23 protein-coding genes are annotated in these 25,036 nt (G+C 67.6%); 18 read left to right on the forward strand and 5 right to left on the reverse strand.

What is annotated here, in order from left to right; genetic code table 11:
• Positions 1-331 precede the first annotated feature (331 nt).
• The 13 genes from mbhE to DFQ14_RS11920 all read left to right on the forward strand — a co-directional run bounded on the left by mbhE (position 332) and on the right by DFQ14_RS11920 (position 14,410).
• On the forward strand, positions 332-2,767 hold the full coding sequence (gene mbhE / locus DFQ14_RS11860) for a hydrogen gas-evolving membrane-bound hydrogenase subunit E (RefSeq protein WP_114453339.1): 2,436 nt from the start codon (positions 332-334) through the stop codon (positions 2,765-2,767).
• Positions 2,764-3,315 (forward strand): MnhB domain-containing protein, encoded by a 552-nt coding sequence (locus DFQ14_RS11865; protein WP_114453277.1) that lies wholly within the window; start codon positions 2,764-2,766, stop codon positions 3,313-3,315. The genes mbhE and DFQ14_RS11865 overlap by 4 nt, the downstream gene beginning before the upstream one ends.
• Before the next feature lie 23 nt (positions 3,316-3,338).
• On the forward strand, positions 3,339-3,734 hold the full coding sequence (locus DFQ14_RS11870; RefSeq protein ID WP_114453340.1) for a Na(+)/H(+) antiporter subunit C: 396 nt from the start codon (positions 3,339-3,341) through the stop codon (positions 3,732-3,734).
• Positions 3,731-5,266 (forward strand): Na+/H+ antiporter subunit D, encoded by a 1,536-nt coding sequence (locus DFQ14_RS11875; RefSeq protein ID WP_114453278.1) that lies wholly within the window; start codon positions 3,731-3,733, stop codon positions 5,264-5,266. The genes DFQ14_RS11870 and DFQ14_RS11875 overlap by 4 nt, the downstream gene beginning before the upstream one ends.
• Positions 5,259-5,882 (forward strand): Na+/H+ antiporter subunit E, encoded by a 624-nt coding sequence (locus DFQ14_RS11880; RefSeq protein ID WP_246195788.1) that lies wholly within the window; start codon positions 5,259-5,261, stop codon positions 5,880-5,882. The genes DFQ14_RS11875 and DFQ14_RS11880 overlap by 8 nt, the downstream gene beginning before the upstream one ends.
• Complete coding sequence (locus DFQ14_RS11885; protein WP_114453279.1) at positions 5,879-6,145, forward strand: MrpF/PhaF family protein; 267 nt, start codon at positions 5,879-5,881, stop codon at positions 6,143-6,145. Before DFQ14_RS11880 ends, DFQ14_RS11885 begins: the two co-directional genes overlap by 4 nt.
• A complete protein-coding gene (gene mnhG / locus DFQ14_RS11890; protein ID WP_246195787.1) occupies positions 6,142-6,501 on the forward strand; it encodes a monovalent cation/H(+) antiporter subunit G in 360 nt (119 codons plus the stop codon). Before DFQ14_RS11885 ends, mnhG begins: the two co-directional genes overlap by 4 nt.
• A 249-nt stretch (positions 6,502-6,750) precedes the next feature.
• Positions 6,751-8,397 carry a BCCT family transporter gene (locus tag DFQ14_RS11895; protein ID WP_246195786.1) on the forward strand — a complete coding sequence of 549 codons (1,647 nt, stop codon included), beginning with the start codon at positions 6,751-6,753 and terminating at the stop codon, positions 8,395-8,397.
• 223 nt (positions 8,398-8,620) lie between these two features.
• Entirely contained in the window at positions 8,621-10,018 is a 1,398-nt protein-coding gene (gene xylB, locus DFQ14_RS11900) for a xylulokinase (protein WP_114453281.1), read from the forward strand.
• Between the two features lie 114 nt (positions 10,019-10,132).
• The gene (locus tag DFQ14_RS11905) at positions 10,133-10,441 is read left to right on the forward strand and encodes a hypothetical protein (protein ID WP_114453282.1); all 309 of its coding nucleotides are present in this window, start codon (positions 10,133-10,135) and stop codon (positions 10,439-10,441) included.
• Positions 10,442-10,841: 400 nt separating this feature from the next.
• Positions 10,842-12,119: a M20 family metallopeptidase gene (locus tag DFQ14_RS11910; protein ID WP_114453283.1), complete on the forward strand. Its 1,278-nt coding sequence runs from the start codon at positions 10,842-10,844 to the stop codon at positions 12,117-12,119.
• Between the two features lie 143 nt (positions 12,120-12,262).
• Complete coding sequence (locus DFQ14_RS11915) at positions 12,263-13,606, forward strand: M20 family metallopeptidase (RefSeq protein WP_179951560.1); 1,344 nt, start codon at positions 12,263-12,265, stop codon at positions 13,604-13,606.
• Positions 13,607-13,648: 42 nt separating this feature from the next.
• Positions 13,649-14,410: a hypothetical protein gene (locus tag DFQ14_RS11920; RefSeq protein ID WP_141921391.1), complete on the forward strand. Its 762-nt coding sequence runs from the start codon at positions 13,649-13,651 to the stop codon at positions 14,408-14,410.
• Positions 14,411-14,474: 64 nt separating this feature from the next.
• On the opposite strand, the gene DFQ14_RS11925 is transcribed toward DFQ14_RS11920, so the two are convergent.
• On the reverse strand, positions 14,475-14,927 hold the full coding sequence (locus DFQ14_RS11925) for a gamma-glutamylcyclotransferase family protein (protein ID WP_114453344.1): 453 nt from the start codon (positions 14,925-14,927) through the stop codon (positions 14,475-14,477).
• A gap of 160 nt (positions 14,928-15,087) precedes the next feature.
• On the opposite strand from DFQ14_RS11925, the gene DFQ14_RS11930 reads away from it, so the two are divergent.
• From DFQ14_RS11930 to DFQ14_RS11940, 3 genes are all read left to right on the forward strand, one after another.
• The gene (locus DFQ14_RS11930) at positions 15,088-16,491 is read left to right on the forward strand and encodes an NAD(P)H-quinone dehydrogenase (protein ID WP_114453285.1); all 1,404 of its coding nucleotides are present in this window, start codon (positions 15,088-15,090) and stop codon (positions 16,489-16,491) included.
• Positions 16,492-16,539: 48 nt separating this feature from the next.
• Complete coding sequence (locus DFQ14_RS11935) at positions 16,540-16,953, forward strand: thiol-disulfide oxidoreductase DCC family protein (protein ID WP_114453345.1); 414 nt, start codon at positions 16,540-16,542, stop codon at positions 16,951-16,953.
• 399 nt (positions 16,954-17,352) lie between these two features.
• Positions 17,353-18,240 (forward strand): MIP/aquaporin family protein, encoded by an 888-nt coding sequence (locus DFQ14_RS11940; protein ID WP_114453286.1) that lies wholly within the window; start codon positions 17,353-17,355, stop codon positions 18,238-18,240.
• An 87-nt stretch (positions 18,241-18,327) separates the two neighbouring features.
• Here the strand turns inward: DFQ14_RS11940 and glpK are convergent, their stop codons facing one another.
• Complete coding sequence (gene glpK / locus DFQ14_RS11945; RefSeq protein ID WP_114453346.1) at positions 18,328-19,833, reverse strand: glycerol kinase GlpK; 1,506 nt, start codon at positions 19,831-19,833, stop codon at positions 18,328-18,330.
• A gap of 82 nt (positions 19,834-19,915) precedes the next feature.
• The gene (locus tag DFQ14_RS11950; protein WP_114453287.1) at positions 19,916-20,659 is read right to left on the reverse strand and encodes an MIP/aquaporin family protein; all 744 of its coding nucleotides are present in this window, start codon (positions 20,657-20,659) and stop codon (positions 19,916-19,918) included.
• 393 nt (positions 20,660-21,052) lie between these two features.
• Between DFQ14_RS11950 and DFQ14_RS11955 the strand changes: the two genes are divergently transcribed.
• Positions 21,053-21,844 carry a DeoR/GlpR family DNA-binding transcription regulator gene (locus tag DFQ14_RS11955; RefSeq protein WP_114453347.1) on the forward strand — a complete coding sequence of 264 codons (792 nt, stop codon included), beginning with the start codon at positions 21,053-21,055 and terminating at the stop codon, positions 21,842-21,844.
• 154 nt (positions 21,845-21,998) lie between these two features.
• On the forward strand, positions 21,999-23,738 hold the full coding sequence (gene glpD / locus DFQ14_RS11960; protein ID WP_114453288.1) for a glycerol-3-phosphate dehydrogenase: 1,740 nt from the start codon (positions 21,999-22,001) through the stop codon (positions 23,736-23,738).
• A 58-nt stretch (positions 23,739-23,796) separates the two neighbouring features.
• Here glpD and DFQ14_RS11965 read toward each other — a convergent pair whose 3' ends face one another.
• Both DFQ14_RS11965 and DFQ14_RS11970 read right to left on the reverse strand, forming a co-directional pair.
• Entirely contained in the window at positions 23,797-24,483 is a 687-nt protein-coding gene (locus tag DFQ14_RS11965; RefSeq protein ID WP_114453289.1) for a DUF3558 domain-containing protein, read from the reverse strand.
• A gap of 89 nt (positions 24,484-24,572) precedes the next feature.
• The gene (locus DFQ14_RS11970) at positions 24,573-24,938 is read right to left on the reverse strand and encodes a DUF1707 SHOCT-like domain-containing protein (RefSeq protein WP_114453290.1); all 366 of its coding nucleotides are present in this window, start codon (positions 24,936-24,938) and stop codon (positions 24,573-24,575) included.
• Positions 24,939-25,036: the final 98 nt, after the last annotated feature.

Here is a 25,036-nt window from a genome sequence, read left to right on the forward strand (position 1 = left end):
TGCCCGGCTCGGGGATCGCTCGCCTGCCGCATCGAGGAGATGTGTGTCTGCGGAACGTTTCGGATAAGTTGGGCGTCACTCGGACCGTGCCGGACGTCCCCAGCGGACCCCGAGATCGAGCGGGAGTTCGACCGCCCGGCGGGGCAGCCGGGGGCGAGCACCCACCGGTCGGGATGCTCGTGTGAAGTGCCGTGGCCACCGCATCGCCCTGGGGAGGCGGTAGGCGCAGTGTGTTGTGGCCGCGTCGGTGTGGGTGACGAACCGTCCCGGTCGTCCGGCACTTTCGGATCCGTTCGCCGACCGCTTTCGTGCCGGTTGCCAGGAGGTGCTCTTGCTCGCGCTGGTCGTCTCGCACCTGCTGGTGGCGCTGGCACTGCCGTGGGTGGCCGCACGCAACACACGTGCCGCCTTCACGGTGGCGGCATTGCCGCCCGCGGCCGCGCTGGTCTGGACATTGGGCCACGCCGGGGCGGTTCTCGGCGGGCAGGAGATCGTCGAGTCGCTGGCGTGGGCTCCCCGGCTCGGGCTGGAGATCACCTTCCGGCTGGATCCGCTCGCCCTGCTGATGACGGTGCTCGTTTCCGGAATCGGTGTGCTGGTGCTGCTGTACTGCCCCGGCTACTTCGGTCCCGGCAGTGCGGACGGGAGACGTTCGGCGCCCCTGTTGCTGGCCTTCGCCGGGGTGATGCTCGGGCTGGTGCTGGCCGACGATCTCCTGCTGGTGTACGTCTTCTGGGAGCTGACCACGATCTGCTCGTTCCTGCTGGTCGGGCAGTCCGGTATCAGCCGCGAGCAGCGCCGTTCGGCGATGCAGGCGCTGGTGGTCACCATCTTCGGCGGCCTGGTGATGCTGCTCGGTTTCGTCGTGCTCGGCGAGGCCGCCGGGACCTACCGGATCTCCGAGCTGGTGGCGGACCCGCCCGGCGGCGGTGCCATGGCCGCTGCCGCGGTGCTGATCCTGATCGGGGCGTTCACCAAGTCTGCGCAACTGCCCTTCCACAACTGGTTGCCCGCCGCCATGGTGGCACCGACACCCGTCAGTGCTTACCTGCACGCCGCTTCGATGGTCAAAGCGGGCGTGTTCCTCGTGGCGAGGCTGACTCCGGTGTTCGCGGGGGTGGTGGCCTGGCCGGTACTGACCGCCGTGTTCGGTCTGCTCACGATGATCGTCGCCGGGTGGCGCGCGCTGCACGAATACGACCTGAAGATACTGCTCGCCTACGGCACCGTCAGCCAGCTCGGTTTCGTGATGGTGCTCGTCGGCGCCGGGACGCACACCGGCGCGGTGGCAGGCACGGCCATGCTGCTGGCCCACGGCCTGTTCAAGTCGGCGCTCTTCCTCGTCGTCGGCATCGTCGATCACGAGGCCGGTAGCCGCGACATCCGGGAACTGTCCGGCCTCGGCAGGCGATTGCCGTGGCTTGTGGTGATCGCGGTGCCGGCAGCGGCCTCGATGGCGGGTCTGCCGCCGACGCTGGGATTCCTGGGCAAGGAAGCCGCTTTCGAGGTGTTCCTGCACGGCGGTGCCGGGCAAGCGGCGATCGCGGCCGGGCTCGTGCTCGGTTCGGTGTTCACCGTCGGCTACAGCGCGCGACTGCTGTGGGGGGCCTTCGCGAACAAACCCGGCATCCCCGCCACCGCGGCGCACGCACCGGGTGCCGGGCTGCTCCTGCCTGCCGCGGTACCGGCGCTCGCCGGTGTCGTGCTGGGGGTCGTCTATCCCGCCGTCGACGAGCTCAGTGCCGCTTACGCGGCCGTGTTCGAGGCCGGTACCGATCCGTATCACCTCGCGCTGTGGCACGGGCTGAACCTGGCATTGCTGTGCTCGCTGATCGCGCTGGCCGGTGGTCTGGTCGTGCACGCGGCACGCACGCCGATCACGCGCGTGCGCGGGAGACTGGTGAATCCGCTGAACGCGCAGCGCGCCTACGAACGCAGCATGGCGCTGCTGGAACGAGTGGCCGTGGGCGTGACCGGGCGGGTCCAGGCCGGTTCACTGCCGACCTACCTGGGCATCATCCTGCTCACCGTCCTCGCCGTGTCGGGGACGGCACTGCTGACCCGGTCCACCCCCATCGAGCAGTTCCGGGCGTGGGACCGGATCCTGCAGGTGCCACTGGCGATCGCGATCCTGATCGCCGTGGCCGGTGTGGTGCGAGCGAGGCGACGCCTGACCGCTGTGCTGCTCGTCGGCGTGATTGGCTACGGCATCGGCGGGATTTTCATCATCGACGGTGCGCCCGACCTGGCGCTGACGCAGTTCCTGGTGGAAACGCTCACGCTGGTGGCATTCGTGTTCGTCCTGCGCCGGCTTCCCGTGCGGTTCACCCAGTCGGATCCGGCGCCGGGCCTGCGGTGGGTGAAGATGCTCATCGCGGTCGGCGGGGGCGTGTTCATGGCTTTCGCGTCGATGATCTTCAGTTCGGCCCGGCAGACCCCGTCGGGGGTCAGCGAGCAGTACATCGCCCGCGCCGAGCAGGGCGCGGGGGCGACGAACGTGGTCAACGCGATCATCGTGGACTTCCGCGCGTTCGACACCATCGGGGAGATCTCGGTGCTCGCGGTCGCCGCGACCGGAGTCGCCAGCCTGATCCTGACCTCGCGCCACGAACGCCGACGCCGGCGCGGCTCCCTTCCCATCACAGAGCGGTCCGCAGCGGACGAGTCCGCAGCACCGGGGAACGCCGGCGCTGCGGGACCGATTCGGCCGGGGACCGGTGAGGATCCGCAGGGCAGGGATCCGCGACAGGAGGAGGTGCGCGAATGACCGAAACCGAATCGCAGTCGCCCGGAGAGCAGGAGGCATGGACCACCTGGGACACACCGAGCGAGCGATGGTTGCTGTCCGGATACACCCGGGACCGGCGGGAGCGCAAGATACTCCTCGAGCTCGCCGCCCGGATCCTGTTTCCCACCGTGCTCGTGTTCTCGCTCTACCTGCTGTTCGCCGGGCACGAGCACACCGGCGGAGGGTTCAGCGGTGGACTGGTCGCCGGGCAGGCGTTCGTGCTGCGCTACCTCGCGGGAGGGCGAATGGACAGCAGCTCCACCGTATCCTTGCAACCACCGGTGCTCATCGGGGTCGGCCTGACCATCGCCACGTTCATCAGCCTCGTCCCCCTGGCGTTCGGCGGAACGGTGCTGGAAAGCGCCATCTACACATTCACCGTCCCCATGCTGGGACAGATCAAAATCGTCACCAGCCTGTTTCTCGACATCGGCGTGTACCTGCTGATCCTCGGGGTGGTCCTCGACCTGCTGCGCACGCTCGGCTCGGCCATCGAGGCCGATGTGGCCGCGGTCGAAAGGAGGTAACGGTGAGCACCGTGAACCTGACGATGGCCATCCTGCTCGGAGGGTTGTATGCCGGGGGCTTCTACTTGATCCTGCAGCGGTCGCTGATGCGCATCCTGCTCGGCATCGTGATCCTCGGGCACGGCGCCAACCTGATGCTGCAACTGGCCGGGGGGCCGCCGGGTAGGCCCCCCATGGTAGGGGACGCCGCCCCCGCGATGATGACCGACCCCTTTCCCCAGGCCATGGCGTTGACTGCCGTGGTCATCACCTTCGCCCTGACCACGTTCCTGCTCGCTCTCGCCTACCGGGCCTGGCTGCTGCTGGGACACGACGAGGTGCGCGACGACCTCGAGGACCGCAGGATCCGCAGGCTGGAGCGCAGGCTCGCCGAGTCCGAGGAGGACGAGGAGGAGATGGAAACGGAGGCCACGCAGTGACCGCTCTGGTGGCCCTGCCGGTGCTCCTGCCGCTGATGGCGGCGGGCCTGTCCCTGGCCTTCGGCCGCTTCGCCGATATCCAACGCGTGCTCGGCCTCGTGGTGCTCGGCGCGATCATCGTGAATGCGGCGTTGCTGCTCTACGTCGCCGATGTGCACGGCCCGATCGTCCTGCAGCTGGGTGGCTGGCCGGCCCCCCTGGGGATCACGCTGATCGCGGACCGGCTGGCGGCGCTGCTGCTGCTCGTGTCGTCGGTGGTGACCTTCGCGGTGCTGATCTACTCGATCGGGCAGCGCGTCGCCGACTACGGGCGCGGCACGTCCAGCACCACGTTCCACCCGATCTACCTGATGTTGTGTGCGGGGGTGTCGCTGGCCTACCTCACCGGCGACCTGTTCAACCTGTTCGTCGCCTTCGAGATCATGCTCTCGTCGTCGTATGTGCTGATCACCCGGCGCACCACGGCCACCCGGGTACGTCCCGGGATGACCTACACGATCGTCAGCCTGACCTCGTCGATCCTGTTCCTGACCGTGATCGCGCTGGTCTATGCCGCCACCGGCACGGTCAACCTGGCCGATCTGGCGCAGCGAGTGAGCGAACTGCCGGACGGGCTGCAGAGCTCGCTGGGATTGCTCATGACGATCGTGTTCGGGGTCAAGGCCGCGATGGTGCCGCTGCACTTCTGGTTGCCGGACAGCTACCCGAACGCGCCCGCGCCGATCACCGCCGTCTTCGCGGGCCTGCTGACCAAGGTCGGCATCTACGCGATGATCCGCACGCAGACGCTGGTTTTCCAGCACGAATCGACCTGGCAGCTGATGCTGGCGATCGCACTGCTCACCATGATCGTCGGTGCGCTGGGGGCGCTGGCGCAGGACGACCTCAACCGCATGCTGTCCTTCCTGCTGGTCAGCCACATCGGGTACATGCTGTTCGGGCTCGGTGTCTACGACATTGCCGGACTGACCGGGGTGATCCTCTATGTGGTGCACCACATCACCGTCCAGGCGACGCTGTTTCTGGTCAGCGGTCTGATCACCCGACATACCGGAACCGTGGCCCTGAGCAGGATGGGGGGTCTGGCCAAGGCCGCCCCCCTGGTCGCCGTTCTGTTCTCGATTCCCGCGCTGACCCTGTCCGGGGTGCCTCCCTTTTCCGGCTTCGTTGCCAAGCTCGCGCTGCTGCAGGCCGGGGTCGACGCGGGGACGTGGGCGGCCTACGGGGTCGCCGGGGGAGCTGTGCTGACCAGCCTGCTGACCCTGTACGCGGTGGCCCGGGTGTGGAGCAGGGCGTTCTGGGGGCGGCCTCAGGAGCCCGCCGGGGACCCCGACCCGAGCGACGAACTCGTGGTCGGAACCGGCACCACGTCTCCGGCGATGATGGTGGCCTCGGGTGTTCTGGCGGCGACGAGCGTGCTGATCGCCGTGGCCGCGGGACCACTGGCCGACATCAGCGGGCGCGCGGCGGTCGACCTGATGCACGGCGAGACGTACCGCACGGCGGTACTGGGGGGTGGTGCCGGTGGCTGACCGTGCCGAGAACGAGCGCGGCCCCGTCGAGCGCCGCCGGGCCGACCGCGTCGTCAGCAGGCGCCGTCCGGTCGCCCGCCTGCTACGCAGGTTCCCGCTGATGGCCTGGCTGGTACTGGTCTGGGTCATGCTGTGGGGCACCTATGACGTGGGCACCGTGTTCTTCGGGATCGTCATCGCGATGGGGGTGGCCGTGGTGTTTCCGACACCGCCGATCGCGACCAACATGGTGCTGCGGCCGGGGCGGTTCCTGTGGCTCGTGGGTTTTCTGGCCTGGGACATGGTGATTTCGAGCGTGCGGGTTTCCTGGCAGGCATTGCGCTACGGCCGGGAGACCCGGGCGGGAATCGTCGAGGTGCAGTTGGTGACGAATTCCGATCACCTGACCGCGATGGTGGCCAATGCCGTATCGCTGGCTCCCGGCACGTTCGTCATCCAGATCGACCGTGCCAATCAGATCTGCTACGTCTACACGCTCGGAGTGAGTGAGGGGGATGCCGCCTCGATTCGTCACGAGGTGCTGGCGTGGGAACGGCGTGTGGTCCACGCGGTCGGTTCCGCCGACGAGGTGACCATGGTGGATGCGCACGTGTCTGCGGGGAGGGAATCGCGATGAGCATCGTGTTCGGCATCACGTTCGGCCTGCTGTGCGTGGCCGGGCTGCTGACGGTTCTGCGCCTGCTGCGGGGGCACTCGACGCTGGATCGGATCGTCGCTCTCGACGTGTTCGTGAGCCTGATCGTGGCCGCGACCGCCGTCGGTATGGGAATGCGGTCGGACGGGTCGAACATCGCGCTGGCCGCGGCGTTCGCGCTGTTGGCCTTTACCGGTTCGATCAGCGCCGCACGTCTGGTGGAGCAGAAGGAGCGGTATCGGTGAGCCTGCTGGATGTGTTCCTGGATGTGTTCTCCGCGGTGTGTCTGCTCACGGGCGCCCTGTCCTGTCTGCTCGGGTCGATCGGGCTGGCGCGCTTTCCCGATGTCGGCGCACGCCTGCAGGCTGCGACCAAACCCCAGACATTCGGGCTGCTCCTCATTCTCGTCGGAAGTGCTGTGCACCTGGAATTGCGCAATGCCTCGGGGCTGATCCTCGTCGCGCTGTTCCAGTTGCTGACCGCGCCGGTGCTGGCTCAACTCGTCGGGCGCGCCGCCTACCGTGCGAACAGTATTCGTCGGGATGTCCTGGTGATCGACGAACTGGGACAGCGCCTCGACAGTGAGAAATACCACCGCTGAAACCGAGTCGTCGCCGATTCAGGTTTCAACTGTGTATCGATTCAAGCCCCGGTTTCCGTGTGCTCGTCTCCGGCGCTTATGGTCGAGCGCCGTGACATTCAAGTCGTACTGGAAAAACGACGTGTGTGCCGGAGCATACCGTTTACGGTCCTTCGTCGCACACAGCCAGGTCGGCGTTTCTGACGACCGTACGCACCGGGAAGGTGACACTCTGTGGTTCGATATCTGAAGGAGCATACGAATCCGCCGGTGTTCGTCATATCGGCGATCGTCGTCATTGCTTTCGTGCTGTGGGGCGTACTCGCGCCGTCCAGCGTCTCCGAGGTTTCCAGCCAGGCGAACAGCTTCATCACGAAGAATTTCGAGTGGCTCTACATCTTCTCGGCGAGCTTTTTCGTGCTCTTCGCGCTGGTGCTGATGTTCAGCCGCTACGGCACGGTCCGGCTCGGCCCGGACGACTCCCGACCCGAGTACAGCACGCTCGCGTGGTTCTCGATGCTGTTCACGGCCGGTATGGGCATCGGGCTCGTGTTCTACGCGGTCAGCGAGCCGGTGTACCACTTCGCCAATCCGCCCGTCGGCCAGCCGGGTACCGAAGAGGCGGCTCAGCGGGCGATGAACTTCACGTTCTTCCACTGGGGCGTGCACCCGTGGGCCATCTACATCGCCCTGGGGCTCGCGCTCGGCTACTTCGCCTTCCGCAAGGGGTTGCCGTTGCGGCCGGCCGCGGCGCTGTACCCCCTGATCGGTAATCGCATCTACGGTTGGATGGGCAATACCGTCGACATCCTCGCGGTGTTCGGCACCCTGTTCGGCCTGGCCACCTCGCTGGGGATCGGCGGGAAGCAGGTCGGTGCCGGTCTGGAGACGCTGTTCGGCGTCGAGAACAACGCGTACCTGCAGGTCGCCATCATTCTCCTGATCACCGCGGTCGCCGTCGTGTCGGTGATGGCCGGGATCGACAAGGGCATCCGCAACCTGTCGCTGATCAACCTGTGGATCGCCTTCGCGCTGATGTTGTTCGTGTTCTTCTTCGGACACTCGCTGGATCTGCTGAACCTGCTGGCCTCCAACATCGGCTATTACCTGCAGAACCTGCCGGAGCTGAGTTTCCAGACCTTCCCGAACGGTGGCAACGGCACCGCCCAGGAATGGCAGTCGGGCTGGACGCTGTTCTACTGGGCCTGGTGGATCGCGTGGTCGCCGTTCGTCGGGATGTTCATCGCCCGCATTTCCTACGGCCGCACGATCCGCAACTTCATCGCCGGTGCCCTGTTCGCACCGGTCGGTGCCTCGTTCGTGTGGCTGAGCATCTTCGGCAACTCGGCGCTGCAGCGGCTGCTGGCCAATCCGGAGAACCAGCTCGCCGATGCGAGCGCGGAAACCGCGATGTTCGTGCTGATCGAACAACTGCCGGTCGGCGACATTTTCGCGATGATCGCCTCCGTGATGGCCATCCTCGCCGTGACGCTGTTCTTCGCCACCTCCTCGGACTCCGGTTCGCTGGTGGTCGACATCCTCACCAACGGCGGGGATCCGAATCCGAAGTGGCAGCAGCGACTGTTCTGGGCGCTCATCGAAGGTGTCATCGCCGCCGTGCTGCTGGCCGCCGGTGCCGTCACCGGTGCGGACGCGCTCAGCGGGTTGCAGGCCGCCTCGATCGTGACGGGTCTGCCGTTCTGCATCGTGCTGCTGCTGATGTGCCTCGGTCTGGCCAAGGCACTGTCGCAGGAGCAGTTGGAGCCGACTGCCCCGGAGCCCGGCCCGATGAGTGGCATGCGCGCGAGCTACAGCCGCACGCCGGTCTCGACCGGAGCTCGCTCCGAGGAGTCCGGCTCCGAAGCGCAGCAGGAATCCGGTGGGAAGGACGATTCGTCCACACCGAGCGGAAACTGACACCGGTGCGCGCGTGATGTGATTTTTCGGTCATTGCGCAGCGCTACCGGAATGGTGTCGCACGCCATCTCCTCTGTCGTGCGGTAACGCGGTGTTCCCGGTTTCGGCCGGGAACACCGCGTTTTCGTGTGTCGTCCCGGGGCCGTTTCGCCCGGTCCGCGTCACTCGATTCGTCCGGTAAGAGGCTGCCGCCGGTTGCTTGTGCGTGGTTGACTCGGTCGGTATGGCGATCGTGCTCGGAATCGACAGCTCCACTCAGGCCTGCAAGGTGCTTGCGGTCGATACCGACACCGGTGCGGTGGTGGCCTCCGGGAGGGCGGCGCATCCCCACGGCACCGAGGTGGACCCGTGGTCGTGGTGGTCGGCCTGCCGCCGGGCGATCGCCGAGGCCACCGCGGACCTGACCGAGCCCGTCGCGGCGATGTCCGTCGCCGGCCAGCAGCACGGCATGGTGGTGCTCGACAGCGCGGGCGAGGTGATCCGCCCGGCCCTGTTGTGGAACGACACGCGGTCGGCCGAGCAGGCGCGGGCCCTGATCGAGCGAGACGGGGCGCGGTCCTGGGCCGAACGCACCGGCAGTGTGCCGGTTGCCAGTTTCACGGTCACCAAGCTCGCCTGGTTGGCCGAGCACGAGCCGCAGCACGCCGATCGGGTGGCCCGTGTCCTGCTTCCGCACGACTGGCTCACCTGGCAGCTCGGCGATCGGGCCACAGCCGTTGCCACCGATCGCGGTGACGCCTCCGGGACCGGTTATTTCTCACCGGTGGGCGGGCAGTGGCTACCGGAGTTGCTCGCCGAGTCCTTCGGTGGCCGCCGACCGGAACTGCCCCGGCTGCTGGAAGCGGGCCAGGCCGCGGGCCGGACCCCCTCCGGTGCCGTGCTCGGCCCGGGTACCGGGGACAACATGGCCGCCGCACTCGGGCTGGAACTCGAGCCCGGGGATGTGGTGGTGTCCCTGGGAACCTCGGGAACCACGTTCGCCGTGACGGACCGTCCCACGACAGATTCCACCGGGACCGTGGCTGGATTCTGCGACGCCACCGGCCGCTTCCTGCCGCTGGTGGCCACGTTGAACGCCGCACGCGTGCTCACCGCGACGGCTCGGATGCTCGACACCGACCTGACCGGACTCGACGATCTCGCCCTGCAAGCGCCCGCGGGTGCCGAGGGCCTGGTGCTGCTGCCGTATCTGGAGGGCGAGCGCACCCCCAACCTCCCGGAGGCCGCCGGGACCCTCCTCGGCCTGCGTACCGGAAACATGACCGGCGCCAACATGGCCAGGGCGGCAGTCGAAGGCATGCTGTGCGGATTGGCCGATGGGGTCGACGCGCTGCGCTCTGTTGGTGTCGCCGTCGGCCGAGTGCTGCTGATCGGGGGCGCCGCATCGTCGAGAGCTGTCCGAGCCGTTGCTCCCATGCTGTTCGATGTGCCGGTCGAGATTCCCGATCCGGGGGAGCACGTGGCTTTCGGGGCCGCTCGCCAGGCGGCGTGGGCCCTCACCGGGGACCTACCGGTGGGTTGGCAGCCGCGTTCCTCGCGAGTGCAGGAAAGCACGGAGGAGGTCGATACTCCGATCCGGGCGAACTTTGCCACAGCCCGTTACGGGCAGTACGGAATGTGATCGAATGGGAAGTCCTGCGGGTCGGCGATGGCGGGTCCGGGTCTTCCCGAGCCGCTGTGTCCTGCTTTCGCACCGCTGCGGAGGACCCGGTACGAAAAAGGTGGTGGCTCCATCATGAGGCAGGCGCTGTGCATGCTCGCTGCCCTGGTGCTCGGATCGTTGTGCATGCTTGCTCCCGCCGCCACGGCCGTCCCGCCCGCTTCGGCGACGGCGGTGGTCCGCGCGCAGTCCGCGCCGCCCACCGGTGAGCAGCCCGCTGCCGAACCGCCGTCTGCCGGAGACGAGCCCTCCCGAGGCTCCCTCGAGGAGAACCAGCGCTACACGATCGGCGCTGCCGGCGCGGCCCTGATCATGCTCGTCTTCCTGATGCGGAAGTTGCGCGGTAAGCCGTACTTCGGACTCAGCTGGCGGAAACGCGGCTGAGGGGTTCGCCGGAAAAACAGACCGGATGGTCGGTACCGGCGACATCGCAAGCAAGTTTTCTCCCGGATATGGCTGGACCTGAAGCCGAAGCTGTGGGATTTTCACCACCAGTGCGGATCACGTGGGCAGTGTCGCCGATGCGACATGTGGTGCGCGTGATGCGACTGGAGCGTTCGCTCCGGGCCACAGGCCCCCAGACGTGGGCCGGCTCCGGGAAGCCCCCCGACCGGTGCCGGCCCACACCCTGACCCCCGGGTAAGGGTGGGCGTGAAACGCCCATTCCGATGTGGGTTCCCGTATTCGGCCCGGCTGAATCGTTCCTGCCGTTCAGCGCAGCGCGAGTACCGGCGAGCTATCCCGTCCCGGCCGGGAGGGCTTCGATGCCACCCGGTGTTGCAGGATGGGGCAAGTGAGTACTGCTGCCCACCAACGTCCCCACCGGCAATGCACCGGCGCGGCCCTCCGTGACGTGTGCCGGAGGGCGGTGCAGCGCCACGAGCACGAACTGCTCGGGTTGTCCCGCAGCATCCACGCGGAGCCGGAACTCAGCTTCGCCGAGTACCGCAGTGCGGACAAGATCACCGAGTTGCTGGCAGAGCACGGTTTCGAGGTGCGTTCCGGGGTTGCAGGTCTCGATACCGCGTTCACCGCCGACTACGGTTCGGGCGATCTCGTGGTCGGGCTCTGCGCGGAGTACGACGCGCTGCCGGAGGTCGGACATGCCTGTGGGCACAACATCATCGCGGCCTCCGCTGCGGGAAGTGCCCTGGCGCTGGCGGAGGTGGCCGACGAGCTCGACCTGACCATCCGGGTGATCGGTACTCCGGCGGAGGAGACCGGCGGCGGAAAGGTCGTGATGCTCGAGCGCGGTGTGTTCGACGACGTCGCCCTGGCGCTGATGGTGCATCCCGGTCCCACCGACATCTGTGCACCGCGTTCGCTGGCGATCACCGACCTGGAAGTGCGCTACACCGGCCGCGCCGCCCATGCTGCCGCGGCGCCCGAACTGGGAGTGAACGCCGCCGACGCCCTGACGGTCGCACAGGTCTCGATCGGGCTGCTCAGGCAGCACCTCGAGCAACGCCAGATGGTGCACGGTATCGTGACAACAGGTGGCGCGGCGCCGAACATCGTTCCCGCACACACCGCGGCGGTCCACAACCTGCGTGCCGCCGACAGCGTTTCCCTGCAGCGCTTGGAGAACCGCATCCGGGCCTGCTTCGAAGCCGGGGCGACGGCGACCGGGTGTGATCACGAGGTCGTGCAGGTGTCGCCGATGTACGCCGAGCTGGCCTGTGACGAGTGGTTGTCGGAGGCGTATCGCTCGGCGATCGTCGAGATCGGTCGGCAGCCGCTCGATCGGGCGGTGGAACGCGAGCGGACCATCGGCAGCACCGACATGGGCAATGTGACCCACGAGGTGCCCGCCATACATCCGATGATCGCCGTGGACTGCGGTACCGCGGTGAACCACCAGGCGGAGTTCGCTGCGGCGTGCGTGTCCGCTTCGGCCGATCGTGCGGTACTCGACGGCGCGTTGGCCATGGCCGAGACGGTGGTCGCCGCTGCCGGGGACGACGAGCAGCGTGCCCGTCTGCTGGCCGTGCTCCGGCGCAGATCCGAGGCCGGTGCGCGGCGACCATCGAAGGAGTATCTCGCGTCGGGAGGCGTGACGTGACCGTGTTGGATTCTCGTGGTTCGAACCCCCGCAGTGGGGACCCGGCCGGTGATCGGAAGTCCGCTCAGCGGGGCTCCGCCGACGGGGACCTCTCCGGCGGAACGGACTCCGAGCGCGGGTCCGGCAGGTCTGCCGGAGTTGCGGTGCTCGATGGAGCGACCACCCCGGAGGCGGGCTCCGATGCCGACCCCTCCGGCGAACCGGGCACCGGTGCCGCGGTGACCGCGACGGCGGGCTCCGGGCCTGTCGACCTCGGTGCCGGACGCGGACCCGCGTGGCTGGATTCGTGGATCACCGCCCATGCACATCAAGTGCGGGACTGGCGCAGACACATCCATGCTCATCCGGAACTGTCCCGCTCCGAGCACGCGACCACGACTTTCCTGGCCGAGAAGCTTCGCGGTGCGGGGCTGCGGCCGCGTACCCTGCCCGGAGGGACCGGGCTGGTCTGCGATATCGGTCCCGAGACGCACCGCCCACAGCGCACGGTCGCCTTGCGCGCGGATATCGACGCCCTTCCGCTGACCGAGGACACCGAACTCGACTTCGCCTCCACGGTGGAGGGCGTAGCGCATGCCTGCGGCCATGACGCGCACACCACGATCCTGCTGGGCACCGCGCTGGCATTGACGACGGCGCCGCACCTGCCCGGCCGTGTCCGCCTGATATTCCAGCACGCCGAGGAAGTGATGCCCGGAGGAGCGCTGGACGTGTTGGCCGCAGGCGGGCTCGACGGCGTGGAGCGGATTTTCGGTCTGCACTGCGACCCGCGCCTCCCCGTGGGGCGGGTCGGCACCAAGGTCGGTCCGTTGACCTCGGCCAGCGACCTGCTCGAGATCCAACTGAACTCCTCCGGGGGGCACACTTCCCGGCCGCACCTGACCGGCGATCTCGTACATGCCTTGGGAACGGTGATCACCGGACTGCCGGAGTTGCTGTCGCGCCGGGTCGACCCGCGTACCGGAACGGTCCTCGCTTGGGGGGCGGTGCACGCGGGTGAGGCACCGAACGCCATCCCGCAGGACGGGCTCCTCCGGGGAACACTGCGGACAGGCGATCGCGACACCTGGGCCGAACTCGGGCCGCTCGTGCACGAGCTCGTCCAGGCTCTGCTGGCGCCCCTCGGCGTCGGCTACGACCTGAATCATCGCCGTGGCGTGCCGCCGGTGGTCAATGACGCCGCCAGCACTCATCTGCTGCGTGCGGGAGTGGCCACGGCACTCGGGGAGCAGGCTCTGGCCGAAACACCGCAGTCCTCCGGGGGAGAGGACTTCGGCTGGTATCTGGAACACGTGCCGGGGTCGTTCGGGCGGCTCGGGGTCTCGTCCCGCGCAGGAGGAGGGACCGCCGACCTGCACCAACCGAGTTTCGACCTGGACGAGCGGGCTCTGCCTGCCGGTATCCGGACGATGGTCCACGCGGCCCTGGCCGCTCTGAACGACCAGAACGGCGAGGCCGTACCCAGCGGTGAAGTCAGTTTCACCTGATCGGGGTGAATCCGCCGAGCGGGATGGTGCCCTCTTGAAAGCATGACCGCTTTGAACGCGCGCCCCGCCTCCGATCACCACGCCCCTTCCCGCCCCGCCGGAGGCCCGGCTGCGGCCGGGGCGGAGCAGGCCTCTCCCGAAGCGTCTCCGGCCGGGACGGTACCGGCAAGCGCGGGGCCACCCCCTGTGCTTTCCCGCCCGGACGCCGTGCTTCTGTTCGGGGCCGGCGAGTTCCGGGAGGCACTGGCCACCGGGGAGTGGGTGGAGCTGTGGGAGGGAGTGGTGGTTTCCGGCCGGCGGGTCCACGACCCCGCGGTGCAGGCGGCGGCAGCGCTGCTGCGGGCCGGGCCCCACTCGGTGCTGTCCGGACCGACGGCAGTGGCCATGCACGGGTGCTCGGCCGCGGCGGGGACGCCCGTCCATGTCACGGTGCCCTACGACCGGCAGCCACGTTCGCGCCCCGGCCTCGTGGTGCATCAGGGAAGGATCGGCGAGTCCGATGTGGTCGAGCTCGACGGTCTCCGGACGCACGCGCTCGACATCGCGTTGACCGACCTGCTGTGCACCGGGTCGCGGAAGATGGCTCTGGACTGCTTGAAGCAGGCGTTCGGCGGGCTCGATACGGGCGGGGTCGAACGCCTGCGGGGACGGATCGCCGAGCGGCTGGGCCGCAGAGTCGATCGCAGGGGAACCAAACAGGCCGCCGCCGTGCTCGCACTCGCGCGGGACAGTGGACCGCTCGGAGCGGTACGCGGTATTGCCGGTGGCAACAGGCCCCGCAAGCAGCGAACAGGAGTGCCCTGAAAGGAGCGAACGGGAGCGCCCTGAAAGGAAGGAGTGAAGAGACCCGACGCCGACTTTCGCGCGGTTACGGCCCGATCTTGGTGCAGGGGCGGGCACGAAGCTTTTCGACGTAGTCGGCCGGTGCTCCGGCAGCTTCGGCGGCATCGGCGACCACGCCGAGATAGCGTGCCGACGGTAGCCCACCCTCGTAGGCGTCGAGGACGTACATCCAGGTCAGGACCGGCCCGTCGAGAGTGTGCACCCGCAGGCGCAGCTTCTTGTGCATCCCGAACTCGCAGCCCTCCCAGCTGTCGAGCCGGCGCTCGTCCTCCGAGTTGACGTCGTAGAGCACGGTGAACACCTCGGAGCCGGCATGCTCGACGATCGTGGCGAGCGCACCTTCCCAGCCGTAGTCCTCACCGCCGAAGGTCAACCGCCAGTCCATGAGCCAGCCCGTTCCCGCGATCGGGGAGTGCGGGGCTCGCTCCATCATCTGGGCCGGATCCATGTTGGATCCGTAGGCGGCATAAAGCGGCACGCGCACAGGATAACGACCATGGAGAGATTTGTCGGTGCGGACCGGGCCGGGTGTGCAACGAGGATCACTCGATCCGGCAGCACCGGTCGGACACGGCTCCTTCGTTGCGGCGTACGGTTGAGCCGTTGCCCAAAAGGCTCGCTTGAAGGAGGACAGCGAAGTGACCCGCATCGTCATCATGGGAGGTGGGCCTGCAGGGTACGAGGCGGCCCTCGTCGCAGCGCAGAACGGGGCGGACGTCACGCTTGTCGAGTCGGAGGGCCTGGGCGGAGCGTGCGTGCTCCACGACTGCGTGCCCTCGAAGACGTTCATCGCCTCCGCGGGTGCACGCGCTTCCTTCCGCAACGCGCAGGAGCTCGGGGTCCGTGCCGACGACGGTGATGTCGGTGTCGACAGTTCCGTTGTGCACGGCAGGGTCAAGGGGCTGGCGCTGGCCCAGTCGGCCGATATCCGCTCCCGCGTGCATCGGGCCGGGGTGCGGATCCTCGGTGGTTGGGCTCGATTTGCCGATACCGCACAGGGGCTGGCCCAGCACGCGATTCGAGTGGAACTCGCCGAAGGGGGCCACGAGGACCTGGTCGCCGACGAAGTGCTGATCTCCACCGGTGCGACACCGCGTATCCTGCCCGGTGCCGAACCCGATGGCGAGCGAGTCCTGACCTGGCGGCAGCTCTACGAGTTGCCGGAACTTCCCGAGCACCTGGCCGTGATCGGCTCGGGTGTGACCGGTGTCGAGTTCGCCTCGGCGTACGCCCAGATGGGCGCGAAGGTGACGCTGGTCTCCAGCCGCGACCGGGTGCTTCCCCACGAGGACGCCGACGCGGCAGCCGTGCTGGAGGAAGTCTTCGCCGAACGCAATACCGAGGTCGTCAAGCACGCCAGGGCCGAGCGGGTGGAACACACCGACTCCGGGGTGGTGATCCACGTTGCCGATGGCAGGCGGATCGAGGCCAGCCATGCGCTGATGACCGTCGGTTCGGTACCGAACACCTCCGACATCGGCCTGGAACGGGTCGGTATCGAGCCGGGACGCGGTGGCTACATCCCGGTGGACCGGGTCTCCCGTACGAATGTTCCCGGCGTGTACGCGGCCGGGGACTGCACCGGCGTGCTGCCGCTGGCCTCGGTGGCCGCGATGCAGGGACGCATCGCGATGTGGCACGCCCTCGGGGAAGGGGTTACCCCGATCAAAATGAAGACGGTGGCGGCGAACGTCTTCACGCACCCGGAGATCGCCACGGTCGGTATCAGCCAGCAGTCGATCGAGTCGGGAGAGGTACCCGCCCGGACCGTGATGCTGCCGCTGTCCGGGAACCCCCGCGCCAAGATGGAGGGCGTGCGCCGGGGATTCCTCAAGGTGTTCTGCCGCCCGGCGACCGGTGTCGTCGTCGGTGGTGTGGTGGTCGCACCGAATGCCAGCGAATTGATCCTGCCGCTGGCGCTGTCGGTGCAGAACCAGGTCACCGTGGAGGATCTGGCGAACACCTTCTCGGTGTACCCGGCCCTGTCCGGGTCGTTGACCGAGGCCGGGCGCCAGCTCATGCGCCACGACGACCTCGACTGACGCGCGAGCAGCCCGGAGACGCAGGACACTGGTGGCGAGGTGATCTCCATGTCCGACGGTTCGGGGCGGCCCGAACTCCCCGTCCTGGTGTATGACGGCGACTGCGGTTTCTGTACGGGCAGTGCCCGGCTCGTGGAGCGCTTGCCCGTGCGGGTACGGCTTGCGCCGTGGCAGGAGGAGGACCTGACCGCTCTGCGCACCACCGAGGAGCGAGCGCGGCACGAGGTGCTCTGGGTCGACTCGGCAGGGCACGTGTTCGGCGGCGGGATGGCCGTGGCGGAGCTGCTGAAGCACTGCCGCGGACCGTGGAAGGTGCTCGGAAGAGTGCTTGCCGCACCCGGGATTCGTACGGTCGTCGATGGGGTGTACCGCCGGGTTTCGGCGAATCGTCAGCACCTGTCCTTCGCCACTCCGGCATGTCGCCTTCCCGAGAATCAGCGCCCCGGGGCCCGACGCGGCTGAGCTCCACGACCCGTGTCGCCGTGCTCGACCCGGCGGTGGTTCACGTTCCCGGTGCTAAGGGGGTCCGCGGATTGGTTTGCGTAGGGGTGCGGGTGGCGGAACCTCCGGCTGCGCCTCGCTGCGGGAGTCCCGACATCAGGTAGTCACTACATCACGTCGGGACTGTCCTCGCGAGGCTGTGCGGCGAGAACCCGCGGCGGTGTCGGCTGCATACGTGACAAGGAAGCGGCTGACGCCGCTTGCCGAAATGACCGCACACAGCCGGTCAGCCGGCCTCAATCCGTGCGGCCACTAAGACCACCGCACAACCGGCATCTCTCCTTCTCCTCGGCTACGCTCGCGATACCGGTAGCCGATCCGGTGATGCCTTCCCGTGCAGGCCGGGAGTAAGGAGGATCGATGGCTACGACCGAAGCTCCTTCCCGTTCCCACTGGCGTTTCCGGCGCGGGCTCGGGGGCGAGGTACTCGCGGAGATATTGGGAACGTTCACCCTGGTTCTGCTCGGCTGTGGTTCGGTCGCCGTCGCGGTCGCCGCCCTGCCGGAGTCCGGGCGGCAGGCAGCGGAATTCGGACCCGCGAACTGGCTGATCATCATATGGGGCTGGGGTTTCGGTGTCGTGTTCGGTGTTTATGTCGCGGGTGGAATCAGTGGCGCGCACATCAATCCGGCGGTCACGCTCGCGTTCGCGCTGCGGCGGGCCTTTCCGTGGTACAAAGTCGTGCCCTACTGGCTGGCCCAGGTCGTCGGAGCCTTCCTCGCCGCGGCAGTGGTGTATGCGGTCTACGCTCCGGCCATCAACGCGTTCAACCGGACATCCGGTGTCGTGCGGTCGGAGTCCTTGGACACCTTCGCCATCTTCGCCACCTTTCCCGCCGACTACTTCGGCGGATCGTGGTGGGGGCCGCTGCTGGATCAGATCGTCGGCACCGCGATCCTCGTCGGCCTCATCTTCGCCCTGATCGACAGCCGCAACATGGCACCCGGTTCCAATATCGGGCCTTTCTTGATCGGCATGGTCGTCACCGTGATCGGTCTGACGTTCGGCCCCAATGCCGGGTATGCGATCAATCCCGCTCGTGACTTCGGGCCCCGACTGTGGACCTACCTCGCAGGCTGGGGTGATCTGGCCTTTCCCGGAAGTCACGAATGGTTCGACTTCTACTTCTGGATTCCCATCGTGGGCCCGCTCATCGGTGCCGTGGTCGGTGCCGTGGTCTACGACCTGTTCATCGGCCAGGTGTTGACGGATCGTCCCGAATCCGAGGAGGGGCGGGTTCCGGAGTAGGGATACTCCGGAACCCGACGTGCAGCCTGGTGCGGGGGAGTCGCTCCACGCGGCCGAATGACCGGGCTCCCGCGGGGCACACCGACGTCATTCGACCCAGTCAAAGGTCTTGGTGACGGCTTTTTGCCAGTTGTGGAACTCCTGCTCCCGGCGCTCGGAGGGCATGGCGGGGTCCCACTGCTTGTCCTTGGCCCAGTTCTTGCGGATGTCGTCCTCGCTCGACCAGAAGCCCACTGCCAACCCGGCCGCGTAGGCCGCGCCCAACGCGGTGGTCTCGTTGACTTTCGGGCGGATGACCGGGACACCCAGGATGTCGGCCTGGAACTGCATGAGCAGGTCGTTGACGACCATGCCGCCGTCGACCTTCAGCGCCTTCAGTTCCACCCCGGAGTCGGCTTTCATCGCCTCGCTGACCTCTCGGGTCTGAAAGCCTGTCGCCTCCAGAACCGCGCGGGCAAGGTGCCCCCGGTTGACGAAGCGGGTGAGTCCGACGATCGCGCCGCGTGCGTCGGAGCGCCAGTGCGGTGCGAACAACCCGGAGAAGGCGGGCACGATGTAGGCGCCGCCGTTGTCCTCCACCGAGGACGCCAGCTGTTCGATCTCCGGTGCGGTGCCGATCATTCCGAGGTTGTCCCGCAGCCACTGCACCAGGGATCCGGTGACCGCGATGGAGCCCTCCAGGCAGTAGACGGTCTCGCGCTCGCCGATCTTGTAACCCACGGTGGTGAGCAGGCCGTTCTCGCTGAGCACCGGTTCCGTTCCGGTGTTGAGCAGCAGGAAGTTGCCCGTGCCGTAGGTGTTCTTGGCCTCGCCCGGTGCCAGGCACGCCTGCCCGAAGGTCGCCGCCTGCTGGTCACCGAGAATGCCCGCGATCGGCAGCCCGCCGAACACCCCTCGCTCGCGGAAGTATCCGTAGACCTCCGAGGACGAGCGGATCTCCGGCAGCATCGACATCGGGATACCGATCTCGGCACAGATATCGGGGTCCCACTCCAGCGTCCGCAGGTTCATCAGCAGGGTGCGGGAGGCATTGGTGGGGTCGGTGATGTGCAGGCCACCCTCGGTTCCCCCCGTGGAGTTCCACAGCACCCAGGTGTCCATGTTGCCGAACAGCAGTTCCCCGTTTTCGGCGCGTTCCCGGACTCCGTCCACGTTGTCGAGAATCCAGCGGATCTTGGTGGCGGAGAAGTAGGGCGACAGCGTCAGACCCGTCTTCTCGTGATAGCGGTTCTTGCCCCCGCCCAGCGCGGCGAGCTCGTCGACGATCGTGCTGGTCCGGACGTCCTGCCACACGATCGCGTTGTAAACCGGCCTGCCGGTGGCCTTCTCCCAGACCACGGTGGTTTCCCGCTGGTTGGTGATGCCGACCGCCGCGATCTCGGACAGCGTCAGGTCCGCCTTGGCCAGGGCGCCGCCACAGACTTGGCGAGTGTTGGTCCACACCTCCTCCGGGTCGTGTTCGACCCACCCCGCCTTGGGCATGACCTGCCGGTGTTCGAGCTGGTCGACGGCGACGACCTGCCCGGAGTGGTTGAAGATCATGCAGCGAGTCGAGGTGGTGCCCTGGTCGATGGCGGCTACGTAGGAGGCCATGTCCACTACCTTCCTGCTCGGAGGGGTTCGTTGCCGAAAGCGGTGGCTCTCGACGGTGTGCTGACTCGAGGATGCTCGTTTCTCAGGCGACGGGCAGTATCAGCGCCAGTGCTCCGGCGAGCACGCCGCCGAGAACCGGCCCCAGGATCGGTACCCAGGAGTACGCCCAGTCCGCCGATCCCTTCCCCTTGATCGGCAGCACCGCGTAGGCGATTCGCGGTCCGAGGTCGCGGGCCGGGTTGATCGCGTAGCCGGTGGGGCCGCCGAGCGAGGTGCCGATCACGATGACGACGAACGCGACCGCGGCATAACCCAGTGCCGCGTTGCCGAACTCCGGGATGCCCTGCGGGCCTCGCTCCGCACCGGGGCTGAGAATGATCCAGAGCACCAGGATGAAAGTACCGATGATCTCGGTGACCAGATTCCACGGCGCGTGGCGCACGGTCGGGGCGGTGCAGAAGATGCCCCGCGTGTTGGCGGGATCGTCGTGCGTGTCGAACTGCAGCTTGTAGGCCGCCCAGCACAGCACGGCTCCGAGGGTCGCTCCGGTGAGCTCGCCCAGCAGGTAGATCGGTACCTGGCTCCACGTGACCTGTCCGTGTACGGCGAGCCCGAACGTGACGGCGGGATTGATGTGGGCTCCGGAGGGGGCCGCGATGCTGGCGCCGGCGAAGACGGCGAAGCCCCAGCCGAAGGTGACCAACAGCCATCCGCCGTTGTGTCCGAGAGTGTTCCGCAAAGTCACGTTCGCCACCACGCCGCAGCCGAGCAGAGTCAGTGTGGCGGTGCCCATGAGCTCCCAGAGGAAGATCTCACCAGCGCTCATCTCGCAGGTTCTCCTTGTTCTTCTTGGGACCGGTCCGAAAGTCGCCGCCTCCGGCTCGGAGTGATCGGCACGGTACTGGGCCCGGCATCCCCTGTCCACGGTGTCGCTGCTTGCCTTCTCCACGGGGATCCGCGTGTTCGCGCCCCCTCGTGGCGGTGTGCCGATGTTCTCGGGACGGAGCAGCACGAAGGCTGGATCACATTAACCATGTGAAAAAGAACGTTGCAATACCTCCTGTATGATGTTTTTATCGTAATAGGGGTTTGCTCGAAGGGAGGCGTGAGAGAGCTTCCGGAGGTGTGCCGGATCCACCGGAAGCGGAGCACGGAGCCGACCAGCGATGATGGAAGATGGGAGTCACCGGTGGAAGATGGTGATGCGGGGGGATCGACGATGGCGACGACGCCGAGCAGGCGCCCGTCCGCACGGCAGCAGGATCGGCGGCGCAGGATCACCGAGCTGATCATGGCCGAAGGCAGCCTGCGTATCGAGGACCTCGTCACCACCGTCGGCACCAGCGCCATGACCGTCTACCGCGACCTCGCCGATCTGGAGTCGCAGGGGCTGGTGCACCGCAATCGCGGGTATGTTTCCGCGGCCTCGTCCCTGCTGTACGAGGCCGCCTCCGAGTACCGCATGCAGCAGAACGAGGCCGAAAAACGGCAGCTCGCCCGCGCGGCCGCCGAGCTGGTCGAGCCGGGACAGGCACTGATGCTCGACGACTCGACGACCGGGGTGCACTTGGCTCGGCTGTTACCGGAACGGGTACCGCTGACCGTGGTGACCAACCACCGGGGCGTGTTCGGCGAGCTGGCCGGTCACCAGGGTGTGCACCTGATCTGTGTCGGCGGTGACTACCTCCCGTGGGCGGACGCTTTCGCGGGAGGCATGGCCCTCGATGCGCTCCGCGGGATGCGGGTCGATCTGGCGGTCATGTCGGTGTCCGCGGTGACCGAGGGTGTGTGCTTCTACCCGCAGCAGGAGATGGTGCAGCTCAAGAAGGCCATGCTGGCTTCGGCCAGTCGCCGCGTGCTCTACGTCGATCACACCAAGTTCCACAGACGTGCCCTTCATGCGGTGGCACCTGCCGAGGAATTCGACATCGTCATCGTGGACGAGCAGACCCCGCCGTCCGAAATCGAGGTGTTGCGCCGGCGCGGGGCGACCGTCCGGCAGGCGGGGTGAGTTCCCGCCGAGTGTGCGGCCGTGCTCACCGACCACCGGTGAAGCCGGTTCGAAACACGCGCTCAGCGGCTGCGTCGGGCATCATGACCACCGGGGATGCACGGGCGCGCGAGCCTGTGTCGGCGGTGGGGAGACAGTAGTGAGGAGGACGCCAGTGTCCAGGGACGAATCCGAAACAGCCCGGCTGGAGGGCCGGCTCGGCCCCACCGACCGCGCGGAGAACTGGCGGCGGCTGGGTTCCGAGGAATTCGACGTCGTCGTGATCGGCGGCGGCGTGACCGGTGCGGGAGCCGCGCTGGATGCGGCCACGCGTGGCCTGCGGGTCGCGCTCGTGGAGGCCAGGGATCTGGCTGCGGGAACCTCCAGCCGCTCCAGCAAGCTGTTCCACGGTGGGTTGCGCTATCTCGAACAGCTCGAGTTCTCCCTGGTTCGGGAGGCGCTGCACGAGCGTGAGCTGATGCTGACCCGGCTGGCCCCGCACCTGGTGAAACCGGTCAGCTTTCTCTACCCCCTGACGCATCGCGTGTGGGAGCGGCCGTACACCGCGGCCGGCCTGCTGCTCTACGACACCATGGGAGGTTCCCGCTCGGTCCCCGGGCAGAGACACCTGACGCGTGCGGGTGTGCAGCGCATGGTGCCCGCGCTCAAGCGCAACGCGTCGGTCGGCGGCATTCGCTACTACGATGCCCTGGCCGACGATGCGCGGCACACGATGACGGTGGCGCGCACGGCCGTGCGCTACGGCGCGGTCGTGCGCACGTCGACGCAGGTGGTCGGGTTCCTGCGCGAGGCCGACCGGGTCGCCGGTGTCCGGTTGCGCGACGCCGAGAGCGGGGACGAGACCGAGGTCCGTGCGCAGGCGGTCATCAATGCGACCGGGGTGTGGACCGACGAGCTCCAGCGATTGTCCGGCAGTCGTGGCCGTTTTCGTGTGCGGGCCAGCAAGGGAGTGCACATCGTCGTACCCCGTGACCGCATCGTCTCCGAGTCGGGGTTGATCCTGCGCACCGAGAAGTCCGTGCTGTTCGTGATCCCGTGGGGCAATCACTGGATCCTCGGGACCACCGATACCGACTGGTACCTGGATCTCGCACACCCTGCCGCGACCAAAGGCGACATCGACTACATCCTCGATCACGTCAACTCGGTACTGGCCACGCCGCTGACCAACGACGACATCGAAGGTGTTTACGCCGGCCTGCGCCCCCTGCTGGCAGGGGAGAGCGACGAGAGTTCGAAGCTCTCCCGGGAGCACGCCGTGGCGCGCGTCGCCCCCGGGCTGGTCGCCATCGCAGGGGGCAAGTACACGACCTATCGTGTCATGGCCGCCGATGCGGTCGACGCGATCGCCGGTGACGTCTCCGGGCGGATCGCGTCGTCGATCACCGACAAGGTGCCCCTGCTCGGTGCCGACGGCTACCATGCGCTGGTCAACCAGGCCGACCAGCTCGCTTCTCGACACGGCCTGCACCCGTACCGGGTCCGGCATCTGCTGGACCGTTACGGCTCGCTGATCCACGATGTTCTCGGCGTCGCCGATGAGCACTCCGACCTGCTCAAACCGCTGCACGAGGCGCCGAACTACCTCCAGGTCGAGGTGGTGTACGCCGTCATCCGCGAGGGAGCCCTGCACCTGGAGGACGTGCTCACGCGGCGCACCCGGATCTCGATCGAGTATCCACATCGCGGTGTCGGCTGCGCCGAGGAGGTGGCCCGGCTGATGGCCGATCACCTGGGATGGGACGAGCAGCGGATCGCGCGGGAGATCGAGGTCTACACCGCACGTGTCGAGGCGGAACGGGATGCGCAGACCCAGCCCGACGACGAAGCGGCCGACGCGAAGCGCTCCGCTGCCCCGGAGGTGCGCGAAGATCTCACCGACCCCGTGAGCTGAGGAGATTCCCGGCACCGTGTTCGGTGCTGGCGATGCTCCCCCGTCGAGGCTGCCTCGATCAGGGTTCCGCGGAGTCCGTGGTCGCCGAAGGTTCCGGGTCCTTCAGACTGGTCACGGCGGCTTCAGCGACTTGCTTGGCACCCGCGCACAACTCGTTCAGCGGGGGAGGAGGGTTCGCGCCGTCGTCGCGGTACAGCACGTCCAGATGCTGCCCCTCGGCGATGTCCACCGCCACGTTGCAGGACAGGTCCAGTTCGGGAGTGCGCACCACCAGTCCCGGAAAGCCCGCGATCACGACGGGAGTGGTCCGTACCTGCGCGGTGTCGCTGGTCCACACGGCCATGCTCTCGTCGGTCATCAGCGACAGCCGGGCTCCCACTTCCGCCGTGCTGCTGCGGAAACTGCAGGTGGCTGCATCGCCGAAGCCCGGTTCGCTGCCGAGCAACGGATCCCGATCGAAGCCGAGCTCGCCCCGCTGCTGTGCGGTGAGCACCTCGCACGGGTCGATCCCGTCCAGCGGTATGTCGACCGGACGTGGTGGAAGCGAGGACGTGCTCGGTTGCGATATCGAAACCGGTGCGGCCGGAGGTGTGCTCTGCTGCGGTGTCGAAGTCGGTGTGGGGTGCGGTGCGGTGGTGTCGGCAGGAACTTCGACCTGCATGGAACCGCAGCCACTCAGGAGGACCATCCCGGCCACGAGAGCTCCGAACCACCGTTGTCGGCCGGCGAACGGCGAGCTGTGCATGTCTATACCGTAGCGAAGTGATTACCGCGCGCAGTGGAGCCGCGCGCAGGTGGGAACGAATGCGGACGGAAACGAGTGCGGGGGCTTTCTCAGCCCCGGCGGTGCAGTAGCCAGAACACGAGTCCGGCGAGAGCGAGGACAGCCAGTAGCGGTTGCTTGACCAGCAGAGCCAGGGCCAGAACCGCGAACAGGACCGACAGGACGAGTGCGGTACCGCCGGCCCCGCGGCCGGGATTTCGCTGTGGTGTCGGGTCGGCGAAACGTGGCGCGGGCAAGTCCTCGAACAGTGTCACCAGCTCGGAGCGAAATCGCGCGGAGGTCGCCCGCGCGCAGCGCTCGTCGAATTCCTGGACATCCAGGCGCCCGGCGGAGAAGTGCTCACCGAGCAGGGAGATTGCCTGATTGCGTTCGGGATCACCGATCCGCACATCCGGGTTTCGTCGATTCTCGCTCACGCTGCCGCCCGTGATTGGTTGGTGCGGTTGTTGAGGTGGTGGTGTTGGTTGGGGGTTGTGTTGCCGGTGGCGGTTGGGGGCCGCCACCGGCGTTCCCG

The organism is Halopolyspora algeriensis (genome assembly GCF_003337235.1).
In the GTDB taxonomy this organism is placed as follows: domain Bacteria; phylum Actinomycetota; class Actinomycetes; order Mycobacteriales; family Pseudonocardiaceae; genus Haloactinomyces; species Haloactinomyces algeriensis.

What these genes read in the sequence shown, in the direction of transcription:
- DFQ14_RS11865 (WP_114453277.1), top strand. Translation starts at nt 2,764, where the DNA reads ATGACCGAAACCGAATCGCAGTCGCCCGGAGAGCAGGAGGCATGGACC.
- DFQ14_RS11905 (WP_114453282.1), top strand. Translation starts at nt 10,133, where the DNA reads ATGAGGCAGGCGCTGTGCATGCTCGCTGCCCTGGTGCTCGGATCGTTG.
- DFQ14_RS11950 (WP_114453287.1), bottom strand. Translation starts at nt 20,659, where the DNA reads ATGAGCGCTGGTGAGATCTTCCTCTGGGAGCTCATGGGCACCGCCACA.
- DFQ14_RS11920 (WP_141921391.1), top strand. Translation starts at nt 13,649, where the DNA reads ATGACCGCTTTGAACGCGCGCCCCGCCTCCGATCACCACGCCCCTTCC.
- DFQ14_RS11955 (WP_114453347.1), top strand. Translation starts at nt 21,053, where the DNA reads ATGGCGACGACGCCGAGCAGGCGCCCGTCCGCACGGCAGCAGGATCGG.
- xylB (WP_114453281.1), top strand. Translation starts at nt 8,621, where the DNA reads ATGGCGATCGTGCTCGGAATCGACAGCTCCACTCAGGCCTGCAAGGTG.
- glpK (WP_114453346.1), bottom strand. Translation starts at nt 19,833, where the DNA reads ATGGCCTCCTACGTAGCCGCCATCGACCAGGGCACCACCTCGACTCGC.
- DFQ14_RS11965 (WP_114453289.1), bottom strand. Translation starts at nt 24,483, where the DNA reads ATGCACAGCTCGCCGTTCGCCGGCCGACAACGGTGGTTCGGAGCTCTC.
- DFQ14_RS11870 (WP_114453340.1), top strand. Translation starts at nt 3,339, where the DNA reads ATGGCCATCCTGCTCGGAGGGTTGTATGCCGGGGGCTTCTACTTGATC.
- DFQ14_RS11940 (WP_114453286.1), top strand. Translation starts at nt 17,353, where the DNA reads ATGGCTACGACCGAAGCTCCTTCCCGTTCCCACTGGCGTTTCCGGCGC.
- DFQ14_RS11935 (WP_114453345.1), top strand. Translation starts at nt 16,540, where the DNA reads ATGTCCGACGGTTCGGGGCGGCCCGAACTCCCCGTCCTGGTGTATGAC.
- DFQ14_RS11885 (WP_114453279.1), top strand. Translation starts at nt 5,879, where the DNA reads ATGAGCATCGTGTTCGGCATCACGTTCGGCCTGCTGTGCGTGGCCGGG.
- DFQ14_RS11910 (WP_114453283.1), top strand. Translation starts at nt 10,842, where the DNA reads ATGGGGCAAGTGAGTACTGCTGCCCACCAACGTCCCCACCGGCAATGC.